Here is a 24,479-nt window from a genome sequence, read left to right on the forward strand (position 1 = left end):
AACCTCCCGTTTCAAGCGTTAGGACGCCTCGGCTTCGCCATCGGGACCCTGCGTCAGCGTGCCTGGTGGACCAGGGCTGCTGCGCCTACCAGGCCCGCCTCGCCGCCCAGTTGGGCCGCGCGCACCTCCAAGCCGTCCAGGTACGACAGGCCCGCGTGGGTTTTCAGGGTGCGGCGGATCGGTTCGAAGAGCAGCTCACCAGCCTGTGCGACGCCGCCGCCGATTACGGCGAGGTCGAGGTCGCACACTGCGGCGGCGCCTGCGATGGCCATGCCTACTGCCTGGCCTGCGCGTTCGAAGGCTTCCAGGGGGATTTCGTCGCCTGCCAGGGCGGCTGCGGCGAGGAGGGCGGCGTCGGCGTCGTCTGGGGCCTGCCAGCCGGTGCGGCGGGCCCAGGCGACCATGCGGGGGCCGCCTGCGATGGTTTCCACGCAACCCCGGCCGCCGCAGGTGCAGGGGGCGCCGTCGGGTTCTACGACGATGTGGCCGATGTGGCCCGCGTTGCCGGTTCGGCCGCCGAAGGGGCGGCCGTCGAGTACTAGGCCGCCGCCTACGCCGGTGGAGACGACCAGGCCGACCATGAAGGTGCTGCCTTGGCCTGCGCCGCGCCAGTGTTCGCCCAGGGCCATGCATACGCCGTCGCCTGCCAGTTCTACTGGCACGTGGGGGAAGAGTTCGACTACGGCGGCGCGTAGGGGGAAGGCTTGCCAGGAGGGGACGTTGATGGGCGAGACGGTGCCGCGTGCGGTGTCCACTGGGCCCGCCGAGGCGATTCCTACGCCGGAGATGGTGTCGTTTTCGACTACGGCGGACACCACGGCCAGGACGGCGTCCCAGGGGTCTGAGGTTGGTGTCGGTACTCGGGAGGAGCGCACCACGGCGCCGGAAGGGTCTATCAGGGCGGCGGCGATCTTGGTGCCGCCGAAGTCCAGTGCCAGCACCAGATCAGTCACGAGGGGCCATGTTAACCAGCCACTTCGAGGCGGATCGCTGGAGTGGTCCTGATCAGCGGGCCCGCTGCTATGCGGACTACGGCCGACCAGCTGCCGGGGGTGGCCCAGGGTGGGGCGGACAGGGTGAAGTCTAGCGGGGTGTGGCCCTGAGCTGGGAGAACGGCGCCGGCGCAGAACGGGCCGACCAGGTTCCACGAGTCGCGTGGAGAGAGCAGGCGGGCTTGGAGGGGGAGGTCGCCGTGGGCGCCGGAGGCCATGACGACGCGCAGCAGGGCCGACGAGCCGGGTGTTGCCGAGACGGTTGATGGGGAGGAGGCGACCCAGAGGACCTCTACGGGGTCTTCGGCGTCCCATTCCGGCACGGTCAGCAGCGCGATGTCGAAGACGTCGAACGGGAGGCCGTGCAGGGTCGCGCGGATCGGGTGGCAGCCAGGGGTTCGCGAGGGGGTCAGGTGCACGTCGGCCGACACGTAGCCGCCGGCGGGGAGCGAGACCGGGAGTTTCTCCCAGGAGGCTGACCAGCCGTCCGGCAGGGAGAGGTGGACGGCGCCCTCGAAGGCTGGGCCGTCGGACACGGCGACCACTCGCAGGCGGGTCGGGCTGAGCACCTCCAGGTGGAGGTTTGCCGGGAGGCCGCCCAACGGCGCGGGCTCGTGCAGCCAGTAGCGGGCGTAGACCGGGGTGACTGCGGGAGTGGTGGGGCCCAGGGGTGGTCCGGCCAGCGACAGGCGAGCGGCCACGGAAGGCAGGGTGCCGGAAGCCGGGGTGCGGGTGCCTGGTACGCCTACCAGCGGTGATGGGTCCAGATGGGCGACCTCGTGCCACAGGGTGAAGGTGGTGGAGCCGACCATCTTCTCGCCGACCTCGCTGTGCCAGACGGTCACCGGGCCGGTCAGCTTCGGAGGCTTCAGGGCCGGGCCGTCGACTGCTACCAGCGAGGCGATCGGGTCGTAGGACAGGACGTAGTGAGTGGACGCGATCTCTGTGCCGTAGCCGCGTTTCCAGCCGTGGTCGAGGTTGTCGTCGACCAACGCGTAGGTGCGCCAACCAGTAGCTGGCACGTCACGGGCCAGGAAGGTCACGGTCGGTCCGTCGACCAACGTCGGCAGCGGCTCGCCGTCGAACTCCACGTGCACGTTCCGGGCGGAAGGCAGGTGCACGGAGACGATGTCGGTGCAAGGGATCGGCAGCGGGTTCCAGACGACGACCGACGAGTCCACAGTGGACGTGAGAGCTGCGAGCGAGCGCGCTACGACGTCGGAACGCAGGTCGAAGGCTTCACGTGGGTGTGCGGAGGCGGCGCGGGTGAGGGCGGCGGTGGGGAAGGCGGCGCCGGTCAGGCGGGATGCGTGTGAGGCGAACACGGCGGCGGGTGAGTCGTCGAGAGGGGCGGGAGGCACGGGGACGGAGCCGCGCACGTAGTAGTCGCGGGGCAACGAGCAGACGACTCGTGGCCACGTGTAGCGCGCGCTCCAGTCGTGGTGGATCGCGGTCACCCACGGATTGGGCGCGGAACGGGCGGAGCCGACGGGCAGCATCACGTGCGGTGCGGGAGCGGAAGTGCGCAGCTTGAGGAAGGAGTCGTAGACGGAACGTTCGGCCTCGGCCAAGGAGGAGGCCTCCAGCGGTGAACCGGAAGGCAGCGAGGCGAGCAGCGGCGACACACCGACCACATTGGACTCGGCGCCGACCACCTCGACCCGTCCCTCGGAGATCAGCCGCAACAGCAGCGAGCGGTGCTGCGGGAACGTGTCCCAGTAAGGCTGCAACAGTTCCACGGACGTCACGGCGAACCGGTAGGCGGGATCGGTCAGGGCCAGGTCGAGGTGGGCCCGGAACGCGGTGAAGGGTGCGTCGCCCGCCACGTGGCCGATGAGGTGCACCGTCCAGCCCGGCGAGCCCACGACCAGCTGGAACGTACAGGATTCCTCGCCGGCAGCCGAGCGCACCACGGCCTGGGCGGGCACCGCGGAGCCGGGTGGGTGCGCGGAGACGTCGACGGCCAGCTCGTAGCCGAACGGACCGGCGACCAGCGAACCTCCGTGGCGCGGCGAGTGCAGGTCGGGGCCGGAGACGTGCGCGTGCACCGGGCCCGCCAGCGCGGGCGAGGTCAGCCGCACCACCTGCAGCAGCGCGGTCCGAGGCCCGACGAACAGCTCGGTGGACTCGGCGGCGATCACCGGACGATCGCACCATCGTTCACCACTGGACGAAATACCCCGATGGTGGAGAGTCGCACTAGCGTTTGAGCATTCGGGTCAGACCGGCGGCGACCGTGGTCGCCAGCAGCCAGCCCGTCACGATCAGGCCCGACGCGATCCACTGCGACACACCCGGCGTCTGCCAGCGGTTCTTGTTGCCGAAGTCGACGATCGGCACCACCAGGTCGATCGTGTAGAGCCACGCGTTCCACGGCAGGTGGTCGTCGTCGTTGATCTCGATCAGCGGACCCTTGACCTGGAACCAGATGCTGCCGACGACCCACGCCGCGATCAGCCAGCCCAGAGCGCGCGCCGGGCGGTAGCCGTAGCCGACCATCGACCGTTGCAGGAAGCTCCACACCAGCACCAACGGACCGAAGAACCGCATGCCCTCGGCGACCGCTTTGTAGCGCAGGCGTTGTTTCTCGATCAGCACGGTCGAGGCGTGTTCCTCGTTGCCGGCCGCGGTCAGCATTTCGGCGAACTGGTCGTACGGGCGTGGGTGATAACTGCGGCGCATGGCCTGCCGGAGCCAGCGCAGCCGTTGCTGGACCTGGGCGTCGTCGCGCAGGTCGATCGGGTAGGCGAGCGAGTCGTAGCGGAAGTCGTCGAGGTCGATGAAACCCGTGGCGTTCCAGAAGTTCTCGTTGTCGTCCAACGACGTGCAGCGTGCCTGCCGCAGCGTCACCAGGCCCTTGGGCGGTGACACGACGTTGACCATGAGCTCTTGGACGTGCATGCCCATGGCGTTCAACGCGTGGCTGTCGAGCTTGTAGCCGAGCACCGCGCCGTTGAAGTTCGCCATGCGGCCGATCGTCGCGCGCCGGCACCGCACGCCGCCGTGCGCGACGAACTCCTTGTCGCCGCGGGCGCAGATGAGGTCGCGGCCGATCGTGGCGCCGCCGATGTCGAGCGACGGCTTCTCGCGCGGCTGGTGGCGGTACTTGCCAGGCTTGATCAGGCGGCTGCCGCGCAGGTCGAGGTTCGCGCCGACGGTGATGCCGCGCAGCTCCAGGCCGCCGGAGATGTTCGACTCGCGCACCACGAAGTTGCTGCCGATCTGCGAACGGTTGGCCAGCACGGCATCCGCGGCCGGGTTGTCCACAGTGGCCCGTTCGATGGTGATGCTGCCGCGCACGTGCGTGTCGACCATGCGCAGCTGGCCCTTGATCTTGACGCCTCTGCCGACGACGTCACCGCCGATCTCCGCGCCGTCGACGTGCAGTGCGCGGCCCGAACCGGTCGGGTCGGTGCCGACAGCGGGCGGCGACACGGCGTCCAAAACGGCGTCTGCCAGCGACAACGTGCCGCCGATGCGCGTGTTGACGGCGCGGATGGTGCCCGCGCTGGTGAAGCCGCGGTCCAGTTCCAGGTCGCCGGAGACGTCCGCCCGGTCCAGGATCAGCGTCACGGACGGGTCGGCGTGCGGGTCGGTGGTCTCGTCGAGGTTGTCGCCGCGCGAGAGCATCGCGCCGCGCAACGACAGCGCCGAGCTGATCCGGGCGTTGGCCAGGAACACCACTCCGTGCGAGGTGAACGCACCGAGGAAGTTGCCGCCGACCTGCATGCCGTTGCCGTTCAACGTGAAGCCGTCGGGGTTCTCCAGCACCGCGCTGCCGAGGTTGACGTTGCCGCCGATGCGCGCGCCCGCGAACCGCACCTCGCCCTCGGTGTGGATGCCGAACCCGAGCAGCGCGCCCGCGGCCGTCAACCGGTCACCGTGTATGCACAGGCCACCGGGAACGCTGAACCTGCTGTCCCGCAACAGGACCGAGCCCGCGATCTCGGCGTCGGTCAGGTCGGTGAGCCCGGAGACGCGGCAGCCGAGCAACGAGACGTCGTTGCTGCTGCTGAGATTGCGCGCCTCGAGACCCGGCAGGTCGCAGTCGGTGAACGAGATGCCGGCGAGGTTCGCCTGCCGCACGTCCGGCGCCGCCTCGAACTGGCAGCGCTCGAACTCCAGCACGTACGGCACCTCGACCGCGCGCAGGTCCAGGACGCCGGTGATCACGCGATCCACCACGCGGATGACGGGTGGGGTGCTCGGCTTGCGCCGCGGCAACCTCCACCCGCCACCACCACTGGAGTTGTCGTTCTCCCCCATCAGGCCCCGCAGCACGTCCGCCGCGGCGACCTTCCCCCTCGCCACGCGGCTAGACCGGGTCGCTCGGACCGTGGTGCGTCGGGTCGAGCACGCGGGCCAGGAACTCCTGGGTGCGCGGTTCCTGCGGGTTGCCGATCACCTCGGCCGCCGGGCCCTCCTCGACGAGGTAGCCGCCGTCCATGAAGATCACCTTGTCGGCGACCTCGCGGGCGAACTGCATCTCGTGCGTCACGACCAGCATCGTCATGCCCTCGTCGGCGAGCTGGCGCATCACGCCCAGCACGTCACCGACGAGCTCCGGGTCGAGCGCCGAGGTCGGCTCGTCGAACAGCATCACCTCGGGGTCCATCGACAACGCGCGGGCGATCGCCACGCGTTGCTGCTGGCCGCCGGAGAGCTGCGCGGGCATCGAGTGGACCTTGTCGCTCAGCCCGACGCGCTCCAGGTTGTGCAGCGCGACCCGGCGCGACTCCTCCTCGGAGCGCTTGAGCACCTTGCGCTGCGCCACCGTGAGGTTCGCCAGCACGCTGAGGTGGGAGAACAGGTTGAAGCTCTGGAAGACCATGCCGATCTTCGTGCGCGCGGAGTCGATGTCGACGTCCGGGTCGGTCAACTCGACCCCGTTGACGACGATCTTGCCTCCGTTCGGCTCCTCCAGCAGGTTCACGCAGCGCAGCAACGTCGACTTGCCCGAACCGGACGGGCCGATGATGCACACCACGTCACCGCGGTTGACCTGCAGGTCGATGCCCTTGAGGACGTCCAGCGGGCCGAACGACTTCTTCAGGCCGGTGATCTCGACGAACGTCTCGCTCATGCGGACACCTTCTTCCGGCCGCTGGTACCGCGGCGCTCCAGGTACCGCGACAGGTAACCGAGCGGCAGCGTGATGATCAGGTAGCAGAGGCCCGCGATGAGGATCGGCGTCAGGGACGGGCTGCGGCTCAGCGTCTCCCGGCCGAACTTCGTGAGCTCGTACTGCTCGCGGAACAGGCCGAGGATGTAGATCAGCGAGGAGTCCTTGGTGAGCAGGATCAGCTCGTTGGTCAGCGGCGGCAGGATGATCCGGAACGCCTGCGGGATCACGATCGTGATCATGGCGCGGCCCTGCGACATGCCGAGCGAACGGGCGGCCTCGACCTGGCCCTTGGGCACGGCCTGGATGCCGGCGCGGATCGTCTCGGCCATGTACGCGGCACCGACGCCACCGAGCGCCAGCATGACCGTGGTCAGCGGCGGGAACTGCATCTGGAACGCGATCGGCACGCCGTAGTAGATACCGATGAACACCAGCAGCGCGGGCACACCGCGGAAGAACTCGATGTAGACGGTCGCGATCCAGCGGTACGGGGCGACCGACGACAGCTTCATCAGCGCGAGCACGAGGCCCAGCGCGAGGCCGAACGCGAAGCCGAGCGCGGTGTAGATGATGGTGTTCTTCAACGCGACGGTGATCACGTTGGGGAACATCGACTTCGCGATGCTCACGTTGAAGAACGCGCCCTTGATCTGGCCCCAGTCCGCGAGGAAGGCGACCAGCAGGGCGATGACGACCAACAAGCCGTATTGCGCGTAGCGGATGTATTCCGCGCGCTTGCGCTTGGACATGGCCATTGCGGCTCCTAGCGAATGTGGTGCGGACAAGCGGCGGGGCCGGCGCGAAGTACCCGCACCGGCCCCCGAGAAGCGACTACTTGGACGTCGGCTTCTTGCCGAACCACTTCTCGTAGATCTTGTCGTACTCGCCGTTCTCCTTGGCCTTCTTCAGGACCTCGTTGACCTTCGTCAGCAGGGCGCTGTTGCCCTTCTTGACGCCGATGCCGTAGGCCTCACCGGTGTCGAACTCGGTGGTGACCTCGGTGTCCGGGAACTCCTTGACGTAGTCGTAGAGCACGCCGTTGTCGTTGATCACCGCGTCGACCGCGCCGGTGCGGACGGCGGTCTCGGACAGCGGGAGGTCCTCGAACTGGACGACGGTGTAGCCGTTGGCGGCCGCGTTGTCGTTCGCGTACTTCTCACCCGTGGTGTCCTGCTGGACGCCGAGCTTCTTGCCCTTGAGGTCCGCCAGGGTCTTGAGGTTCGCGCCCTTCTTGACCAGCAGCGCCTGCGAGGCGTCGAAGTACGGGTCGGAGAAGTCGATCGCCTGCTTGCGCTCGTCGGTGATCGTCATGCCCGCGGCGGCCAGGTCGCACTGGTTCGCGTTGAACGACGTGCCCGAGGTGATCGTCTCGAACGGGGTGTCGAAGATCTGCTGGGTGACACCCAGGTCCTTGGCGACCAGGTCGACGAGGTCGACGTCGAAGCCGACCGTCTTGTCGCCCTCGCTGTACTGGAAGGGCTTGTAGGAGAGGTGGGTGCAGGTGACGAGCTTGCCGCTCTGCACCAGAGTGACACCCGAGTTGCCCGCAGGCTGGTTCACGGGGGTCGCGCAGCCCGACGCTGCCATCACGGCCAGCCCCACCACGGGGATCATGGCCATCAACTGCCTGGTTGGACGAGCCACTGCGTCACTCCTCGTAACTGTCGCGGACGAGTGAACGGGATCCTGCCATCTCGTGAGCGACCTGCACAGCACGCATGCGTTACAGAAAGTGCGTGTCAACTGTCACCAGGCGTGGAATGGCCAATGTTTACGAAACGGGTGGGTTAGCGCGAACGGTCCTGTAATAGTCCGGCCACCAGCGCGGTCCACCCGGTTTGGTGCGTCGCGCCGAGCCCTTCGCCCGTGTCGCCGTCGAAGTACTCACTGAACGTGACGTGCCGACGCCACAGCGGTGACTCCGAGGCCTCGATGCGCTTGCCGTCGGACGGCCGGCGCCCGTCGTGATCAGGCAGGAAGAGCCCGATGAGCCGGTCGGACAGTTCGTCGGCCACCTGACCCGCGGTGACCCAGCGGCCGGAGTGCGTCGGCATCTCGATCTGGAACATGCCGTCGTGGAACGCGCAGACCGTGCGGAGCGCCTCGACCAACAGCGCGTTGGTGGGCAACCAGACCGGGCCGCGCCAGTTCGAGTTGCCGCCGAACATCGGCGTGTTCGACTCGCCGGGCTCGTAGCCCATCCGGTGGTCCTGGCCCGCGACCTTGACCTCGAGGCCCTCCCGGTGGGCGGCGCTGAGGCTGCGGATGCCGTGCGGGGAGAGGAACTCGTGCTCGTCGAGCATCCGGTGCAGCACGCGGCGCAGCTTGTGCTCGTCCAGCAACGACACGAACGCGCCGCGGTCGTAGTGGAACGTGATGAACTGCCGCAGCTCAGGCCGGCGCTTGAGCAGGTGCTCCAACCTGCGCGTGAACCCGTGCAGCTCGCTGAGCACCCACGGTTCGAGGACGGCACTCGCCAGCAGCGGGATCAGGCCGACCATCGACCGGACGCGCACGGGTTCCGACTCGACGTCGCCGTCCGGGTTGCGGCGCGAGACCCGGTCGTAGCAGAAGCCGTCCTCCTCGTGCCAGATGCCGCTGCCCGACGAACCGAACTGCGTGAACGCCTCCGCGATCGACAGGAAGTGCTCGACGAACTTCGTCGCGACGTCCTCATAGGACTCGTCGTCGCGCGCCAGCTCCAGCGCCATCTGCATGAGGTGCAGGCTGTAGGCGGCCATCCACGACGTGGCGTCCGACTGCTCCAGCCGCCACTCGCCCAGCATCGGCTCGGACCTGTTGACCGGCCCGATGTTGTCCATGCCGAGGAACCCGCCCTCGAACAGGTAGCTGCCGCCCGCGTCCTTGCGGTTGACCCACCACGAGAAGTTCAGCAGCAACTTGTGGAAGACCTTCGCGAGGAACTGGCGATCCCGGCTGCCGTCCGCGCGGTAGACCTGCAACGCCGCCCACGCGTGCACGGGCGGGTTGACGTCGCCGAACTCCCACTCGTAGGCAGGAATCTGGCCGTTCGGGTGCATCATCCACTCGCGGCAGAACAGCAGCAGCTGCTCCTTCGCGAACGCGGGATCGACCATCGTGAACGGGATGGTGTGGAACGCGAGGTCCCACGCCGCGAACCAGGGGTACTCCCACTCGTCCGGCATGGAGATCACGTCGGCGACGTCGAGGTGCCGCCAGTGCACGTTGCGCGCTTCCTGCGTACGTCTCGAGCTCGGCGCCTCAGGCTTGGTCGGGTCACCGTCGAGCCAGTCGCGCGTCCGGAACCGGTAGTGCTGCTTGGTCCACATCAACCCGGCGAGCGCGCGCCGCAGCACGTGCTTCTGCTCGGGCGCGGCGTTGGGCGCGATGTCGTCGTGGAACTCGTCGGCCTCGGCCCTGCGGGCCAGCATGGTCTCTTCGTAGCTCGGCCCGAACGGGTCCATGTGCCCGTCGCCGCCGGTCAGCCTGAGCCGGATCGTCACGGTCTCGCCCGGCTCGACGGGGTCGAACGAGTACCACGCAGCGAACTTCGTGCCGGCCGCGCCCGCGTCGTCCGGTCCCACGACCTGACACGTGGACGTGCTGCCGTGGACGACGTAGTTGCAGATGCCGTCCTTGGTCCACGGCGACGGGTTGCGCTCGGCCCCGAAGAGCGACATCTCGTTGCTCTCGTTGTCCGTCATGAGCATCGACGGCGAGTCGTCCAGATGCAGCGTGTACCGGCCGAGGTTGCCGTGATCAGCCGTGACCTTGCGTCCGGTCGTGGTGCTCGCAACGAGCTGACACGGCCGTTGGTCCCGCCCCCACGCCCAGGTGTTGCGGAACCACAGCTGCGGCAGCAGGTGCAGCGGCGCGTCCTCAGGCCCCTGGTTGGTCGCCTGGATCTCGATGCAGATGTCGTCCGTTTCGGCCTTCGCGTACGTGACCTGCACGTCGAAGAACCGGTTCTCGTCGAGCACGCCGGTGTCTGACAGCTCGGGCTCGCGGTTTTCCCGGCCGGCGTTGCGCGCCATCTCCCGGAGCTGCCCGTACGGGAACTCGCGCTGCGGATAGCGGTAGACCACCTGCATCCAGGAGTGGGTGGGCGTCCCGTCGGTCACCCACCAGTGCTCCTTGACGTCCTCACCGTGGTTGCCCTCGTTGTTGGTGAGGCCGAAGTACCGCTCCTTGAGGATCGGGTCGTTGCCGTTCCACAGGGCGATGGCGAAGTTCAGGAAGCCGTGGACGTCGCAAATCCCCGCGATGCCGTCCTCGCCCCACCGGTAAGCGCGCGCACGAGCGTGGTCGAACGGGAACGACGCCCACGCGTCACCCTCGGGCGAGTAGTCCTCGCGGACCGTGCCCCACTGGCGACCCGAGAGGTACGGCCCCCACCGTCGCCACGGCGAAGTCGGGTTCTCCGACTCCGCGAGACGCGCCCGTTCCGCTTGTTCGCCCATCGCTCCAGTGTGCGACACCTGTTCGCACGCCTGGTCGGGTCCACGTCTTGTCTGAGTTAATCCTCACTAAAAGACGGCTGGACTGTCGGGTCGAGTGTGACCTGAACGGCCCATTTCGGTCGTGCCCGAACGAGCGCACGATGCCGGGATGACCGAGGACGAGGTCTTCGACGAGGCGATCAAGATTGGGCTTGCGCATGGCGAGGTCCAACACTGGCTGGCGGAAGGCTCCTTGTCGGAGGACAACCTGCGCAATGTTGCACGCTCTGCGCGCCCGGCCATAGTCGCTGCTGCCCGGCGCGAGCAGCGGAACGCTGAGCAGGACGACCGGTTGTGGTCGCGCGGAGCGAAGATCATCTTTACGGCAGTCGCATACCTAGGCTTTGCGATGGGGCTATTCGGCCTGGGTTTCGCGTACATGACGCCGTTGGGATGGTGGAAGTACGTGCTGATGACCCCGCTGGTAGCCGCTGTCGGGTACTTGGCCATCGTGACAGCGCCAAGATATCGAGGCCTCCGCACCAGACAGACCACCCTTCTGAAGTCCATCTGGCGTCTGACCATGGTGAACGATGGCGTTTTGCCGGTGTTCCGAGCTGAAATCAATAGCGTGGCTGTCACCCGCGGCACTGTGCTGCCCTCTACGGACTCGAAAGGTCTGTTCGGGGGCACCCCGCTCGTCGCCCATCAGCGGACGCGCGCCGGCGAGCGGCTCGCGGAGCTGGTGCGTTCCGTCAACGGTGGCAGCTTCGCACTCGCCGGACCGCGTGGTGCCGGCAAGACGAACCTGTTGCGGGCGTTCTGCGCGGGCGTCTACGCCAAGGTCGACCAGCCCGCGGACCTCACCGTATTCGCCGCCGCCCCCGTCGAGTACGTCCCGCGCGAGTTCCTCCTGCACCTGTACGCCGAGACCTGCAGGGCCGTGATCGCCAGAGGAGGACCGTCCCACCTGGTGAAGGCCGCGAAGGCCGGCCTGGTCTCGATCGCCTACGTCCAGACTCGAAGTAACGAGCTGAGCGGCAAATACGGTTTCAAGGGCGCCGAGCTCAGCTTGAAACGCGGGGTCAGCCTGGCAGGCCGGGCACCGACCTACCCCGAGGTCGTGAACGACTTCCGAGCGTTCGTGCAAGCACTCGACCGCGTGGTGATCGCGATCGACGAGATCGACAGGATCGGCACCGGTGAGTCCGCGCGCCGGTTCCTCAACGAGCTGAAGGCGATCTTCGACGTCCCTGGCTGCTACTACCTGGTCTCGGTGTCGACCGAGGCGCAACACGACTTCGAGCTGTCCGGCATGGGCCTGCGGACCGTCTTCGACAGTTCGTTCGACGAGGTCGTCCGCGTCGACTACCTGGACTTCGATGTCGCCAGACGCCTGCTCGGCAGACTGGTGATCGGATTGCCGGAGCAGTTCGCCGCGCTGGCGTTCGCGTTCTCGGGTTGCCTCGCCCGGCAGTTGATCCGGGCGGCCCGCGAGGTGCTCAGACAGCCAGAGGGCGCGAAGTTGAGCGAAGTCGCACGCATCATGACCCAGGACGAGCTTGTCCGTGTGTGCCAGACGACAAGCGATGCGCTGACCGCTCTCGACGACCGCCAAGGCGTCAGCACGTTGCTACGTGCGTTGATGGAACGGCCCGACGACCTCGACGCGTTCTCGAAACGCCTGGAGGACTTTTACGACGGAGAGTCCGAGAGCGTTCGCGAGCTGCGGGATCTCGCCGCGGCGAGGATCAAGTTCCTCGCCGTGGTCCGCGAGGTCTTCACCGACGACTTGACAGAGGTGCTCCCCGACCAGATCAGCGCGCTCGCGAAAGCGCGCCGCCTGGCAGGGAGCAATCCGGCGACAGGCTTGGCCTTGCTGGAGGAGTTCAGCTCTGCTTGGACTGCGCGTCCAGCACCAGAGCAACCGCCTCGGTGACCCGAGTGGCGTGCGCCACGTGCAGCCATTCGTCCGGCACGTGGCAGTTCGAGTCCGGCCCAACGGCGCCCGTCACCAGGAACTGCGCCTCCGGGTACGCCTCGTGCAGCAGCCCCATGAACGGGATCGAGCCACCCAGCGACACGGTCCGCCACGGAGAGCCGAAGACCTCCTTGCCCGCGTCGTCCAGCGTCGCGGACAACCAAGGCGCCAGCTCCGGCGCGTTCCAGCCGTCGGCGAACTCGACGCGCGAGAGTTCCACGGTCGCGCCGTAGGGCACGTCAGTGGTCAACCGCTGCTTGACCGCCTCCAGGGCCGCGGCCGCGTCGGCCGTGGGCGGCAGGCGGAAGGACAGGACCAGTGTGGTGAACGGTCGCAGCACGTTGCCCGCGTCGTCCGGCAGCGGCAGGCCCTCGGCGCCGGTGACGGACAGGGTCGGGCGCCAGCCGGAGTTCAGGGCCAGTTCCACCTCGTCGGAGGACATCGGCTGCAGGTCGCCGACGCGCGGCACGGCGCCCCACAGTGCGCCCGGCGCCGCTTCGACGGCCTCACGGACCTCGGCCAGGCGGTGCTCCGGGATCTCGACGTGCATCTCGGGGACCAGGACCTCGCCGGTCTCCGCGTTCTCCAGGCGGTCCAGCAACACGCGCGCGATTCGGAACGACGACGGCACGATGCCCGACGCCATGCCCGAGTGCAGGCCGCCCTCCAGCACCCGCACGGTGGCCGTGACCTGCACCAGGCCGCGCAGCGACGTCGTCAGCCACATGCGGTCGTAGTCGGAGCCGCCCGAGTCCAGGCAGACGACCAGCGACACCTGGCCCAGCTGTGAGGACAGGTGCTCCAGGTACGCGGGCAGGTCGGGTGAACCCGACTCCTCGCCGGTCTCCAGCAGCACGACGCAACGGGAGTGCGAGCCGCCGGCCGCGCGCACTGCCTCGATCGCGGCGATTGCGGCATATCCGGAATAACCGTCATCGGCCGCGCCACGGCCGTAGAGACGTCCGTCACGCAGCACCGGGGTCCACGGACCCAGTCCTTCGCTCCAACCACCCACCGGCGGCTGCTTGTCCAGGTGTCCGTAAAGCAACACCGTGTCGTCGCCAGAGTTGCCGAACGCGGGCACGTCGACCACGAGAAGCGGCGTGCGTCCCGCCAGTTGGACGACTTCGAGGGTCACACCGGGCAGCTCGCGCGACGTGATCCACGTGCGCACGTGCTCGATCGCGGCGGCCAGTTCGCCGTGCTCTTCCCAGGCGGGATCGAACGCGGGCGAGATCGCCGGCACGGCGACGAGCTGAGACAGGCTCGGGACGATGTCGTCGTCCCAAAGCGTCCTGACAGTGCTGGTCACAACTGAGCGGTCCACCTCTCGATCCTGTCACGACTCCGCCTCTGCTCGCGTCCTTAGGCTCTTCCCTGGAGGCTCGCAGCTAAGTTAACGATCGGTAACCGGGACAGCGGCGTTCGGTAGTCGGACGGCCTAGTCGGAGGACAAAAGGTCGAACTTCCGACTGTTGTCCCTGATCAGAACGTTGACTCGTGTGTTACGAAGTGGGACGGGTCTCACCAACTCGGGTGAGGCCGTGTCAGGATGTGGTCGTAAGCCACCGTCACCGTCGACGGCTGCCTCCGGCCCCACAGGGTTGGCGGCGACCGCCGACGTCGCCGCACGAGATCGTCACGAGCGATCAGGCGGTCGGAGAAGACAGAGGAGAAGGCGCATGTCGTCCCCTGAGCAATGGACGCACCCTGAGCCGGACGCAGCGCCGGCCGCCACTGCCGCAAAACCGACAGCGGAACAGGTGATCGCAGGCTTGCGAGCGACAGACGAGGGCGGCGCCGACCTGGTGCAGCTCCTCACCCCCGAGGGTGAGCGAGTGACGCACCCCGACTTCGACATCGACATCTCGCCGGAGGAGCTGCGCGGTCTGTACCGCGACATGGTCCTGATCCGGCGCGTCGACCGCGAGGCGAACGCGTTGCAGCGCAAGGGCCAGCTCGGCATCTGGGTGCCGCTGCTCGGTCAGGAGGCGGCCCAGATCGGCGCCGGCCGCGCGATGCGTGAGACCGACATGGCCTTCCCGAGCTACCGCGAGCACGGCATCGCGTGGACCCGCGGGATCAACCCGACGGAGCTGCTGGGCATCTTCCGCGGCACCGATCAGGGCACGTGGGACCCGATGGAGAAGCGGTTCCACCCCTACACGATCGTCATCGGCAACCAGGTCCTCAACGCGGCCGGGTACGCGATGGGCCAGAAGTTCGACGGCAAGGTCGGCGACGACGAGGGAGAAGCCACCATGTGCTTCTTCGGCGACGGCGCGACCTCTCAGGGCGACGTGCACGAGGGCTTCGTGTGGGCGGCTGTCTACGACGCGCCGCTCGTCTTCTTCTGCCAGAACAACCAGTGGGCGATCTCCGAGCCGACCGAACGCCAGTCGCGCCTGCCGCTGTACCAGCGCGCTCGCGGCTACGGCTTCCCCGGCATCCGCGTCGACGGCAACGACGTCCTCGCGACCCTGGCCGTGACGAAGTGGGCGCTCGACGAGTGCCGCCACGGCAACGGCCCGATCCTCATCGAGGCGTTCACCTACCGGATGGACGCGCACACCACCTCCGACGACCCGACGCGCTACCGGCTGTCGGACGAGCTGGAGATGTGGAAGCTCAAGGACCCGATCGAGCGGGTCAAGGTCTACCTGGTCCGCCAGCAGTGGGCCGATCACGACTTCTTCGACAGCGTCGAGGCCGACGCCGACAAGCTGGGCGAGGAGCTGCGGGAGTTCTGCACGAACATGCCCGATCCGCCCGCGGAACGGATCTTCAGCAACGTGTACGCGGAGGGGAACCCCAACCTCGACGCGCAGCGCGACGAATTCCTCGACTACGTCTCGGGTTTTGCTGGAGGTGAGCACTGATGGCTGCTCCGACGATGGATCGTTCGACCGCCGCTGCCCCGGCGACCCCGGTGCAGACGCTCACGATCTCGAAGGCGCTCAACATGGGTCTGCGGGCGGCCATGGAGGCCAACCCCAAGGTCATCATGATGGGCGAGGACATCGGCAAGCTCGGTGGCGTCTTCCGCATCACCGACGGCCTGCAGAAGGACTTCGGTGAGCAGCGCGTGCTCGACACGCCGCTCGCGGAGTCCGGCATCATCGGCACCGCTGTCGGCCTCGCGATCCGCGGCTACCGCCCGGTGTGCGAGATCCAGTTCGACGGCTTCATCTTCCCCGGCTTCGACCAGATCGTGTCGCAGGTCGCGAAGCTGCACTACCGCACGCAGGGCAAGATCAAGATGCCCATCGTGATCCGCGTGCCGTTCGGTGGCGGCATCGGTGCCGTCGAACACCACTCGGAGTCGCCCGAGTCGTACTTCGCGCACACCGCCGGCCTCAAGGTCGTCTCGTGCTCGAACCCGGCCGACGCGTACTGGATGATCCAGCAGGCGATCGACTGCGACGACCCGGTGCTGTTCTTCGAGCCCAAGCGCCGTTACTACGAAAAGGGCGAGGTCGACACGACCGCTCAGCCCGGCCCGCTGTTCGCCTCGCGCGTGCTGCGTCCGGGTACTGACGCGACGTTGGTGGCCTACGGCCCGATGGTCCGCACCTCTCTCGACGCCGCCAACGCGGCCGCCGAGGACGGCACGTCGCTGGAGGTCATCGACCTCCGCACGTTGTCGCCGCTGGACCTCGCGCCGGTGTTCGAGTCGGTGCGCCGCACCGGCCGGCTGGTCGTCGTGTCCGAGGCGCCGTCCGAGTCCTCGATCAGCAGCGAGATTGCAGCCAAGGTCCAGCAGGAGTGCTTCTACTCGTTGCAGGCGCCGGTGCTGCGGGTGACCGGTTTCGACACCCCGTACCCGCCCTCGAAGCTCGAGGAGGAGTTCCTCCCCGACCTCGACCGGGTGCTGCACGCCGTCGACCGCTCTCTCGCCTGGTAAGGGGAACACCGGAAATGCCGCAGTACAAGCAATTCCCCCTGCCGGACACGGCCGAGGGGCTGACCGAGGCCGAGATCCTCACCTGGCACGTGAAGCCGGGTGACACCGTCACGGTCAACCAGATCATCGTCGAGATCGAGACCGCCAAGGCGGCCGTCGAACTGCCGTGCCCGTGGGCAGGCGTCGTGACCGAGCTCCTCGCGGAGCCCGGCCAGACCGTCGAGGTCGGCGTCCCGATCATCACGATCGACACCGACCCCGGTGGCGCGGCGGCACCCGTCGCCCCGGCTCCGGCTGCTGCCGAGGCCAACGGCACCTCGTCCGGCAAGATCGGCGAGGAGATGCCGGGTGGGCGCATCGCGACGCTCGTCGGCTACGGCCCGAAGTCCGGTGCGGCCAAGCGTCGTGCGCGCAAGGACGCCCCGGCCGCCGCGCTGGCCGCAGCAGCCGCGATCACGCCGGCGGCCGCGATCGTGAGGGCTCCGGAACCCGTTGCGGCGCCTGCTCCCGTCGCGGCGCCCGTCGCCGCTCCGGTGCAGACGCCCGGCGGGTACGTGCCGCTGGCCAAGCCGCCGGTCCGCAAGCTGGCCAAGGACCTCGGCGTCGACCTGTACGCGCTGACGGGCTCCGGCCCGAACGGCGTCATCACGCGCGAAGACGTCGAAAACGCTGGTTCGGCACCCGTTGCCGCTCCCGCTCAGTCCTTTGTGGACAACGGTTCGCGCGAACGCCGGGTGCCGATCAAGGGCGTCCGCAAGGCGACCGCGCAGGCGATGGTGGACAGCGCCTTCACGGCCCCGCACGTCACCGAGTTCCTGACGGTCGACGTGACGCCGATGATGGACCTGCGCGCCCGCCTGAAGAACCACCCGGAGTTCCGCGGCGTGAAGCTGACGCCGTTGGCCTTCTGCGCCAAGGCGATCATCCTCGCCGCCAGGCGCACGCCGGACGTCAACGCGACGTGGGACGCGGCGGCGAACGAGATCGTCTACAAGGACTACGTCCACCTGGGCATCGCGGCCGCCACGCCGCGCGGCCTGGTGGTGCCGAAGGTCCGCGACGCCGATCAGATGTCGTTGAAGGAACTCGCGGTCGCGCTCGACGAGCTCGCCACCGTCGCCAGGGACGGCAAGACCTCCCCTGCCGACATGATGAACGGCACCATCACGATCACCAACGTCGGCGTCTTCGGCGTCGACACCGGCACGCCGATCCTCAACCCCGGCGAGTCCGCGATCCTCGCCCTGGGCGCGATCCGCGACATGCCGTGGGTGGTCGACGGCGAGATCAAGATCCGCAAGATCTGCCAGCTCGCGCTGTCGTTCGACCACCGCGTGGTCGACGGCCAGCAGGGCTCGCAGTTCCTGGCCGATGTCGGCGCGCTACTGGCCGACCCCGGCTTCGCGATGACCTACTGAGAGAACTTGGTATGTGAGGGCCCGCGGATCGTCGATCCGCGGGCCCTTCGTTCGACGCACGTGTGTCAAAGCTCGTACTGAGGGGACACACGAAATGCGCAAGCGACTGTCTTTGCTGATCAGCGCGGGTTTGCTGCTGGGCCTGACCGGAGTGGCGCAGGCCGGGGAGTCCGGCCTGGTGCGGACCGACTCCGGCCCGGTGCGCGGCACCGTTCTCGCCGATCACCAGCAGTACCAAGGGATTCCGTACGCGGCGCCGCCGGTGGGCGAGCTGCGGTGGCGTTCGCCGCAGCCGGTCACGCCGTGGACGACGCCTCGTGACGCCACCGCGCCCGGCCCGGCGTGCGCCCAGTCGGCCGGTGCCGGTTCGCCGAGCAGCAACGAGGACTGCCTGTACCTCAACGTCACCACGCCTTCGCGGCACGGGCGCAAGCCGGTCATGGTCTGGATCCACGGCGGCGGCAACAGCTACCTGTCCGGCGCCGGGTTCGGCACGAACCGCCTGGCCGTGCAGGGCGACGTGGTGGTCGTGACCATCAACTACCGGTTGGGGTTCTTCGGCTTCTTCGGTCACCCGGACCTGCCCGACTCGGGCGCGTACGGCATCGAGGACCAGCAGGCCGCGCTGAAGTGGGTGCAGCGCAACGCCGCCGCGTTCGGCGGGGATCCGCGCAACGTCACCGTTTTCGGTGAGTCCGGCGGTGCGTTCGACGTGTGTGCGCACGTGACGTCACCGCTGTCGCGCGGGCTGTTCCAGAAGGCCATCGCGCAGAGCGGCGGTTGTTCCACGACGTGGGGCGCCAACGGCGTGATCCACGGCAAGCCCGCGGGTGGCCCGTGGATCACGAAGTCCGCAGCTCAGGCCGATGCGGTGGTGCTGTCCGCTCAGCTCGGTTGTTCGGACGTCGCATGCCTGCGTGCGTTGCCTCCCACGGCTTTCACCGCGATCGACCGCGGCGCGACCCCGGTCGTGACCGGCAACCGCGTGCTGCCGGTGAACCCCGTCGACGCGCTGAAGTCCGGGCACTTCAACCGCGTTCCGCTGATCTGGGGCAACACCCGTGACGAGGGCCGGCTGACGTCCGCGACGGTGCCGGAACCGTTCGACTACAACGGTTTGCTGGTCCAGGGGTTCGGTGCGGAGAAGGCTGCCGAGATCGCCGCCGAGTACCCGGTGGGCGAGTCCGCGCGCCTCGCTTACGGCACGGTGCTCACCGATGGGGTGTGGGCGTGCAACCAGCTCGCCGACGATCGGCTGCTCTCCCGCTACACGCCGACGTACGGCTACGAGTTCGCCGACCGCACCGCGCCGCTCGGTTACTTCAAGGACCTCTTCTCGGAGAAGTTCCCCGGCGGAGCCCCGCACACCGCTGAGCTCGCCTACCTGTTCGACATCCCGATGTTCGAGCTCAACCCGGCACAGCAGCAGCTCGCGGCGACGTTGATCCGCGACTGGACGACGTTCGCCCGCACCGGCAACCCGCGTTGGGCGACGTACCGCGCTGGCAACGTCCAGGAGTACTCGCTCGAGCGAGTCGGTCAGATCAATGCTCTGACCAGGCACAACTGCTCGTTCTGGAACTCGATCGGTTAACGGGCCGAAAACCGGCGGTGAGTGCGTTCTGACGGAACGCACTCACCGCCTCGTTTCTCGTCTGCTACTGAATCGTGCCGGTCACGGCTTCCAGTCGCAGGCCCTGACCCGTGGTGCCGAGGGTGTTGAGTTCGCCGGCCGGCTTGCAGCTCTTGCCCGTCCAGCCGACGTCCTGCACGTGGGCCTCCGCGCACAGGCTCCGGGTGCTGCTGCTGAGCGACAGTGCCTCGATCCGCCGGCCCTGACCGGTCGTGCCGACCTCCAGGGCCAAGCCGTCCGGCAAGCACACCTGGTTGCCCCAGCCCACGTCCTGGACGTGCACCCGCGCGCAGGTCAAGCCGTCCGTGTTGTAGGAGATGACGCGGAGCGCCTCGAGTCTGTAGTTCAGGCCGGTCGAACCCGCGAAGGCCCAGTCGCCGTCGTTGTCGCAGTTCCAGGGCTGCCAGCCGACGTCCTGGACGTGACCGCTGAAGCAGATCACCGGAGGCGGAGCGGTCTCCGATCCCGGCGTCTCAGCGCTCGCCGGTGCGGCCACGGCGCCGAACAGAGAGGCGACGAGTCCGGCGCCACCCATGACGAGCTTCATCGCATGCGAAATTTTGTGCATCTCTTCCCCCAGATGAAACAAGGTCGGCGCACACCGAAAAGACCTACGACGAGGTCGCGAATCGATGTTTGCCCCCCAGGCGGTACCGACGCGGCATACCGTTTCACAAGCCGCACAGAGCCGTCACTAGCCTGTTCGGCTCAACTCGCCTGGACTTTCCGGCCGGGTCATCCGATGGAGTTCCGAGTTGACTCTCCAGCTACTGGAGACTGCAGAGTTGTCCCCGTGACGCGCTACCAGATCGGTGAGCTGGCCAGGATGACCGGCCTCACCGTCAGGACGATCCGGTTCTACTCCGACCAGGGCCTCATCCCGCCCACAGCGAGAACGGTCGGCGGCTACCGGACGTACGACGGTGAGGCGGTCGCCAAGCTCAAGCTCGTCCGCACCCTTCGTGACCTGGGTGTGGACCTGCCGACCGCCGGACGGGTGCTTGCCCGCGAGGTGACGGTGACCGACGTGGCGCGCGCCCATGCGGATGCGATCGACGCGCAGATGAGGACGTTGCGGCTGCGCCGTGCCGTCCTGCGCGCCGTCGCCAAGGGAGGGGAGATGGAACTGATGAACGAGTTGGCACGGATGTCGGACGAGGAGCGCCAGCGGATCCTCGACGACTTCTTCGAGGAGGTGTTCGGGCCGTACGAGCTGGATCCCCAGTTCGAGCAACACATGCGGTCCGTGCGCATCGAGCTGCCGGACGACCCGTCGACCGAACAGCTGGAAGCGTGGGTCGAGCTCGCGAAGCTCGTGCAGGACCCGGACTTCCGCGCGACGGTCAAGCGGATGTCCCAGCAGCACGAGGAACAGCGCCGAGATGGTGCGGACATGAGCCCGCCGTCAGGTGACCAGATGGAGGCGTTCAACTTCGCGATCGCCCAGGCCCGTGCGGCTCTCGACGCCGGCGTCGCGCCGGGGTCGGACGCTGCGCGCGAGGTCGTGGACCGCGTGAACGCCAACTGGGCGCAGGCGCTGAACCTGCCGAACGACGAACGTCTCGTCGAACGGCTGCGCGAGCTCTCCGACTTCGCGGACCCACGCGCCGAGCGGTACTGGGTGCTGATCGCGAAGATCAACGGCTGGCCCGCCATGCCGGACCACTCGGCCGAGCGCGCCTGGCTGCGCGAGGCAGGGCAGCCGTTCGGCTAGATCGCCCGCCACCGCACGGGAACCAGCTGGGCGCCCAGCTCGTTCCTGTAGCAACGAAGGGGGATCGTCATGTCGATGTTGTTCGAACTTCTCGGGGGAACCATCGCCGAGGCCTTCGCGCCCGGTGGAGACGACAACTCACGTGGTGACGGCGACGTCTTCCTGGACGGCGAATGGCACGAGGGCGAACTGTTCTTCGGCCCCACGAAGATCATCTGGGACGAGCGGATCGTCTTCAGCGACGACGAGGGCAGGGTCGAGCAGATCATCGACCAGGACCCGCCACACCCGAACTTCGTGGTGCTGCACTTCCGCCGCGCATCCGACGTGGTGCTGCTCGCCGTGCACCGCCGCGAACTCAAGCGCGTGGGCGCGATCCTTCAGCTGCCGACCTGATCGCGCTCGACACGCCCCCGCCGCACGGCTCGGGAGGTATGTCCAACCAGGACATTTACCACCCCATAACCGCGAACCGAGACGTTGTGAACGGCCCGCCGGCGCCGGGGGTACGGCGGGCCATCACTACTTCAGGCCCTTCACGACGTTCCGCAACTCGGCTTCCTTGCGGTACAACGTCGGCACCACCTTGGTGACCTTCGCCAGCAACACAGTCTGGTCCACCGGCGCCACCGCGTCCCACGTCAACCCGCCGGGCTTGGCCAGCTGATCCACCAGCCCGATCGCGGTCTTGGCGGTATCCGCCGCCACCGTCAACTGGGTCTTGGTGGCCTTGAGAGGTTGTGCCTCAACAGCAGCCGCAGCCTCCGTGATCGCCCGCACCTGCCCAGGCAACGTGCACGGCACCTCGGGCGAGTGCAGCCCTTTCAGCTTCTCGGCCGCCTCGGCGTTCGCCTGCTTCGCCTTGTCCAGGAAGCGAATCCCGTTGACCGTCGGCACCGCCAGCCCGTCGGCGATCAGCGCGGCGTTGACCAGCTTCCCGTCCTGTGTGGACACCGCGGCGAACGGCCCGTCCCTCACCACGGTGACCAGAGTCCCGTCCGGCAGCAACTCGCTCAGCCGCTTCGCCGACTCCGCGTGCAGACACTCGCCCGCCGCAGGGGCGGCAACGTTCACCAGCTTGATCCGGGTGACGCGATCACCCTCGCGCACCTCGACGGTCTCCGCGTCGACCACACGCACGACCTGGCTCACCACAACCGGTTCGGGGCGGTCCACGACCGTCACGACGTAGGCACTGCTCGCGGCACCGGTCAGGACCGCGGCAGCCATCACGAACACATTCGGGAGCATCACGATTCCCCCTAACGCCGATCTACTGGGCTGATCGGCGTAGGGGGACGCGGCGTTACTCCGCCATCACTCTCAGGCGTCGCTCACTTGATCTGCATCCCGGAAATCATCCGGGACACCACCAGCCGCTGGATCTCCGAAGTCCCCTCGAAGATCGTGAAAATCTTGGCGTCCCGGTGCATCCGCTCCACCGGGTGGTCCCGCGTGTACCCGGCCCCGCCGAGGATGTGAATGGCCCGCTCCGTGGCCCACACCGACACCTCGGACGCCTTGAGCTTCGACATCGACCCCTCACCGGCGGTGAATGGCACGTTGTTGCGGCCCATCCACGCGGCGCGCCACACCAGCAGCCGCGACGCGTCGATCTCCATCCGCATGTTCGCGAGGTCGAAGGCGATCGACTGGTTCTCGATGATCTTCCGGCCGAACGCCTCGCGGTCCTTCGCGTACTCCAGTGCGTAGTCGTAGGCGGCACGGGCGACGCCGACGGCCATCGCGCCCACGGTCGGACGCGTGGTCTCGAACGTCGCCATCGCTGCCTGACCGCCGGACTTCAGGCCCTCGCGGGCGCGCGCCAGCCGGGCCTCCAGCCGTTCGCGACCGCCCAGCACGCAACGTCCCGGCACCCGCACGTCGTCGAGGAACACGTCGGCGGTGTGAGAGGCCCGCATGCCGTGCTTCTTGATCTTGCCCGGCGACGACAGACCGGGCGTGCCGGGCGGCACGATGAAGCCGGCCTGGCCGCGCGAGCCCAACGAGGCATCGACCACGGCGGTGACGACGTGCACGTTCGCGATGCCGCCGTTGGTGGCCCAGGCCTTCTGGCCGTTCAGCACCCACTCGTCAGTCGCCTCGTCGTAGCGCGCCCGCGTGCGGTAGCCGGCCACGTCGGAGCCGGCCTGGGGTTCGGAGGCGCAGAAGGCGGCCAGCTTCGGGTCCGACTCGTCGCCGAAGCACTCCGGCACCCACTCGGCCAGCTGTTCGGGTTCGCCGCCCGCGAAGATGCCGGCCACGGCCAGGCCGGTGCCCATCAACGCCAGCGCGATGCCGGCGTCACCCCAGAAGAGCTCTTCGGTGGCGATGGGCAGCGACAGGCCGATCGGGTCCGCGAACCAGGTCGCCAGGGACTCGAAGCCGTAGAGGCCGATCTTCGCCGCCTCCTGGATCACCGGCCACGGCGTTTCCTCGCGCTCGTCCCACTCGGAGGCCGCTGGCCTGATCACGTCCTTGGCGAAGCCGTGCACCCAGTCGCGCAGGTCGGTCTGGTCTTCGTTCAGCTCGAGCGAGAAGCCGCCCACAGGAAGTCTCCCCAAAAATAGAGTTAAGCCTTCGGGATGTTGAACAGGCTCATGAACCCGGCCGCGAAGCCCAGGTCGCCCTTCACCTTCAGCTTGCCCGTCATGAACAGCACGGGGGCGGAGGCGTTGCCGGTCGCGAGCTTCAGGAAGTCGGCGGGCGTCAGCGTCACGATCGCACGGGCCTCGCGGGTCACGCCCTTGTTGATGGTGCACTTCGCGTCTTCGATGATGGCCTCGTAGACGTCTTCGAGCACGTGGAAGTGCACGACGGCACGGGTGGCGCCGGCCCGGTCCGCGCGGAAGTGGACCTCCATGCGGCGGAACACCTCGTCGAGCACGCGAGTGCGCAGCGCCTCATCGGCGACGACGCCCTCGATCTGGTCCTTCGAGGCGCGCGAGATGATCCTGGCGAAGTTGGACGGGTCCATCTTCGAGAGGTCGAGGTCCGCGCCGCCGTCGGCGAGCTTGCCCAACGCGTTGAGCAGCGCCGCGAAGTCGTCCTTGCCCAGCTTCTTCGGGTCGATGCCGCGGGCGATGACGTCGATGTCGACGTCGGCCAGAGCGGGGTCGTCCGGCGAGATCTGCTGCAAAGTGCTGATCAGCTCAGCCGGGCTGAGCTTCGCGATCGCCTCGGTGGTGAGGTCGAGCGTCATTGACACACCTCCTGGTACCTACTCGTGAGTAAGACTACTGGTGAGTAGATTGGGCGGCAAGCCGATCGGATAATCTTGCTGCTCCGAAC

At 68.0% G+C, this 24,479-nt stretch carries 19 protein-coding genes; 7 read left to right on the top strand and 12 right to left on the bottom strand.

The genetic code is table 11. The annotated features are described in order from the left end of the window. Positions 1-53: 53 nt before the first annotated feature. From ACWGE0_RS34680 to ACWGE0_RS34710, 7 genes are all read right to left on the bottom strand, one after another. Complete coding sequence (locus ACWGE0_RS34680; RefSeq protein WP_452265112.1) at positions 54-953, bottom strand: ROK family protein; 900 nt, start codon at positions 951-953, stop codon at positions 54-56. Positions 954-964: 11 nt separating this feature from the next. Next, the gene (locus tag ACWGE0_RS34685; RefSeq protein ID WP_452265113.1) at positions 965-3,133 is read right to left on the bottom strand and encodes an NEW3 domain-containing protein; all 2,169 of its coding nucleotides are present in this window, start codon (positions 3,131-3,133) and stop codon (positions 965-967) included. A gap of 58 nt (positions 3,134-3,191) precedes the next feature. After that, positions 3,192-5,303, bottom strand: a complete 2,112-nt coding sequence (locus ACWGE0_RS34690) for a hypothetical protein (RefSeq protein WP_452265114.1) — start codon at positions 5,301-5,303, stop codon at positions 3,192-3,194. Positions 5,304-5,307: 4 nt separating this feature from the next. Beyond that, positions 5,308-6,075, bottom strand: coding sequence for an amino acid ABC transporter ATP-binding protein (locus ACWGE0_RS34695; RefSeq protein WP_452265115.1), 768 nt, complete (start codon positions 6,073-6,075; stop codon positions 5,308-5,310). After that, positions 6,072-6,872, bottom strand: a complete 801-nt coding sequence (locus ACWGE0_RS34700) for an amino acid ABC transporter permease (protein WP_452265116.1) — start codon at positions 6,870-6,872, stop codon at positions 6,072-6,074. Before ACWGE0_RS34700 ends, ACWGE0_RS34695 begins: the two co-directional genes overlap by 4 nt. A 76-nt stretch (positions 6,873-6,948) precedes the next feature. Continuing rightward, entirely contained in the window at positions 6,949-7,761 is an 813-nt protein-coding gene (locus tag ACWGE0_RS34705) for a basic amino acid ABC transporter substrate-binding protein (RefSeq protein WP_452265117.1), read from the bottom strand. Positions 7,762-7,904: 143 nt separating this feature from the next. Then, positions 7,905-10,559, bottom strand: a complete 2,655-nt coding sequence (locus ACWGE0_RS34710) for an MGH1-like glycoside hydrolase domain-containing protein (RefSeq protein WP_452265118.1) — start codon at positions 10,557-10,559, stop codon at positions 7,905-7,907. A 148-nt stretch (positions 10,560-10,707) separates the two neighbouring features. On the opposite strand from ACWGE0_RS34710, the gene ACWGE0_RS34715 reads away from it, so the two are divergent. Further along, complete coding sequence (locus ACWGE0_RS34715; protein ID WP_452265119.1) at positions 10,708-12,477, top strand: hypothetical protein; 1,770 nt, start codon at positions 10,708-10,710, stop codon at positions 12,475-12,477. Here ACWGE0_RS34715 and ACWGE0_RS34720 read toward each other — a convergent pair. Further along, positions 12,428-13,846, bottom strand: a complete 1,419-nt coding sequence (locus tag ACWGE0_RS34720; protein ID WP_452265120.1) for a M20/M25/M40 family metallo-hydrolase — start codon at positions 13,844-13,846, stop codon at positions 12,428-12,430. The two genes, ACWGE0_RS34715 and ACWGE0_RS34720, sit on opposite strands and share 50 nt — an antisense overlap. A gap of 355 nt (positions 13,847-14,201) precedes the next feature. Here ACWGE0_RS34720 and pdhA point away from each other — a divergent pair, with 355 nt between their 5' ends. The 4 genes from pdhA to ACWGE0_RS34740 all read left to right on the top strand — a co-directional run bounded on the left by pdhA (position 14,202) and on the right by ACWGE0_RS34740 (position 19,435). Then, on the top strand, positions 14,202-15,398 hold the full coding sequence (pdhA, locus tag ACWGE0_RS34725; protein WP_319964862.1) for a pyruvate dehydrogenase (acetyl-transferring) E1 component subunit alpha: 1,197 nt from the start codon (positions 14,202-14,204) through the stop codon (positions 15,396-15,398). Next, complete coding sequence (locus ACWGE0_RS34730; protein WP_452265121.1) at positions 15,398-16,423, top strand: alpha-ketoacid dehydrogenase subunit beta; 1,026 nt, start codon at positions 15,398-15,400, stop codon at positions 16,421-16,423. The genes pdhA and ACWGE0_RS34730 overlap by 1 nt, the downstream gene beginning before the upstream one ends. A 14-nt stretch (positions 16,424-16,437) precedes the next feature. Beyond that, the gene (locus tag ACWGE0_RS34735; protein WP_452265122.1) at positions 16,438-17,841 is read left to right on the top strand and encodes a dihydrolipoamide acetyltransferase family protein; all 1,404 of its coding nucleotides are present in this window, start codon (positions 16,438-16,440) and stop codon (positions 17,839-17,841) included. Between the two features lie 94 nt (positions 17,842-17,935). Continuing rightward, positions 17,936-19,435, top strand: coding sequence for a carboxylesterase/lipase family protein (locus tag ACWGE0_RS34740; protein ID WP_452265123.1), 1,500 nt, complete (start codon positions 17,936-17,938; stop codon positions 19,433-19,435). Between the two features lie 64 nt (positions 19,436-19,499). Here ACWGE0_RS34740 and ACWGE0_RS34745 read toward each other — a convergent pair whose 3' ends face one another. Then, the gene (locus ACWGE0_RS34745; RefSeq protein ID WP_452265124.1) at positions 19,500-20,021 is read right to left on the bottom strand and encodes a hypothetical protein; all 522 of its coding nucleotides are present in this window, start codon (positions 20,019-20,021) and stop codon (positions 19,500-19,502) included. Positions 20,022-20,267: 246 nt separating this feature from the next. Between ACWGE0_RS34745 and ACWGE0_RS34750 the strand changes: the two genes are divergently transcribed. After that, complete coding sequence (locus ACWGE0_RS34750; RefSeq protein WP_452265125.1) at positions 20,268-21,188, top strand: helix-turn-helix domain-containing protein; 921 nt, start codon at positions 20,268-20,270, stop codon at positions 21,186-21,188. A 75-nt stretch (positions 21,189-21,263) separates the two neighbouring features. Continuing rightward, positions 21,264-21,584, top strand: a complete 321-nt coding sequence (locus tag ACWGE0_RS34755) for a hypothetical protein (RefSeq protein ID WP_452265126.1) — start codon at positions 21,264-21,266, stop codon at positions 21,582-21,584. Positions 21,585-21,710: 126 nt separating this feature from the next. Here the strand turns inward: ACWGE0_RS34755 and ACWGE0_RS34760 are convergent, their stop codons facing one another. The 3 genes from ACWGE0_RS34760 to ACWGE0_RS34770 all read right to left on the bottom strand — a co-directional run bounded on the left by ACWGE0_RS34760 (position 21,711) and on the right by ACWGE0_RS34770 (position 24,390). Next, a complete protein-coding gene (locus ACWGE0_RS34760; protein WP_452265127.1) occupies positions 21,711-22,418 on the bottom strand; it encodes a thermonuclease family protein in 708 nt (235 codons plus the stop codon). Positions 22,419-22,522: 104 nt separating this feature from the next. After that, on the bottom strand, positions 22,523-23,737 hold the full coding sequence (locus ACWGE0_RS34765) for an acyl-CoA dehydrogenase family protein (RefSeq protein WP_452265128.1): 1,215 nt from the start codon (positions 23,735-23,737) through the stop codon (positions 22,523-22,525). A gap of 23 nt (positions 23,738-23,760) precedes the next feature. Continuing rightward, positions 23,761-24,390, bottom strand: a complete 630-nt coding sequence (locus ACWGE0_RS34770; protein ID WP_452265129.1) for an SCP2 sterol-binding domain-containing protein — start codon at positions 24,388-24,390, stop codon at positions 23,761-23,763. Between the last annotated feature and the right edge of the window lie 89 nt (positions 24,391-24,479).

It is taken from the genome of Lentzea sp. NPDC054927 (genome assembly GCF_053610285.1).

Bases quoted from the DNA above. Each gene is read 5' to 3' on its own strand.
- ACWGE0_RS34695 (WP_452265115.1), bottom strand. From the start codon at position 6,075: ATGAGCGAGACGTTCGTCGAGATCACCGGCCTGAAGAAGTCGTTCGGC.
- ACWGE0_RS34700 (WP_452265116.1), bottom strand. From the start codon at position 6,872: ATGGCCATGTCCAAGCGCAAGCGCGCGGAATACATCCGCTACGCGCAA.
- ACWGE0_RS34710 (WP_452265118.1), bottom strand. From the start codon at position 10,559: ATGGGCGAACAAGCGGAACGGGCGCGTCTCGCGGAGTCGGAGAACCCG.
- ACWGE0_RS34715 (WP_452265119.1), top strand. From the start codon at position 10,708: ATGACCGAGGACGAGGTCTTCGACGAGGCGATCAAGATTGGGCTTGCG.
- pdhA (WP_319964862.1), top strand. From the start codon at position 14,202: ATGTCGTCCCCTGAGCAATGGACGCACCCTGAGCCGGACGCAGCGCCG.
- ACWGE0_RS34730 (WP_452265121.1), top strand. From the start codon at position 15,398: ATGGCTGCTCCGACGATGGATCGTTCGACCGCCGCTGCCCCGGCGACC.
- ACWGE0_RS34735 (WP_452265122.1), top strand. From the start codon at position 16,438: ATGCCGCAGTACAAGCAATTCCCCCTGCCGGACACGGCCGAGGGGCTG.
- ACWGE0_RS34740 (WP_452265123.1), top strand. From the start codon at position 17,936: ATGCGCAAGCGACTGTCTTTGCTGATCAGCGCGGGTTTGCTGCTGGGC.
- ACWGE0_RS34745 (WP_452265124.1), bottom strand. From the start codon at position 20,021: ATGAAGCTCGTCATGGGTGGCGCCGGACTCGTCGCCTCTCTGTTCGGC.
- ACWGE0_RS34755 (WP_452265126.1), top strand. From the start codon at position 21,264: ATGTTGTTCGAACTTCTCGGGGGAACCATCGCCGAGGCCTTCGCGCCC.
- ACWGE0_RS34760 (WP_452265127.1), bottom strand. From the start codon at position 22,418: ATGGCTGCCGCGGTCCTGACCGGTGCCGCGAGCAGTGCCTACGTCGTG.
- ACWGE0_RS34770 (WP_452265129.1), bottom strand. From the start codon at position 24,390: ATGACGCTCGACCTCACCACCGAGGCGATCGCGAAGCTCAGCCCGGCT.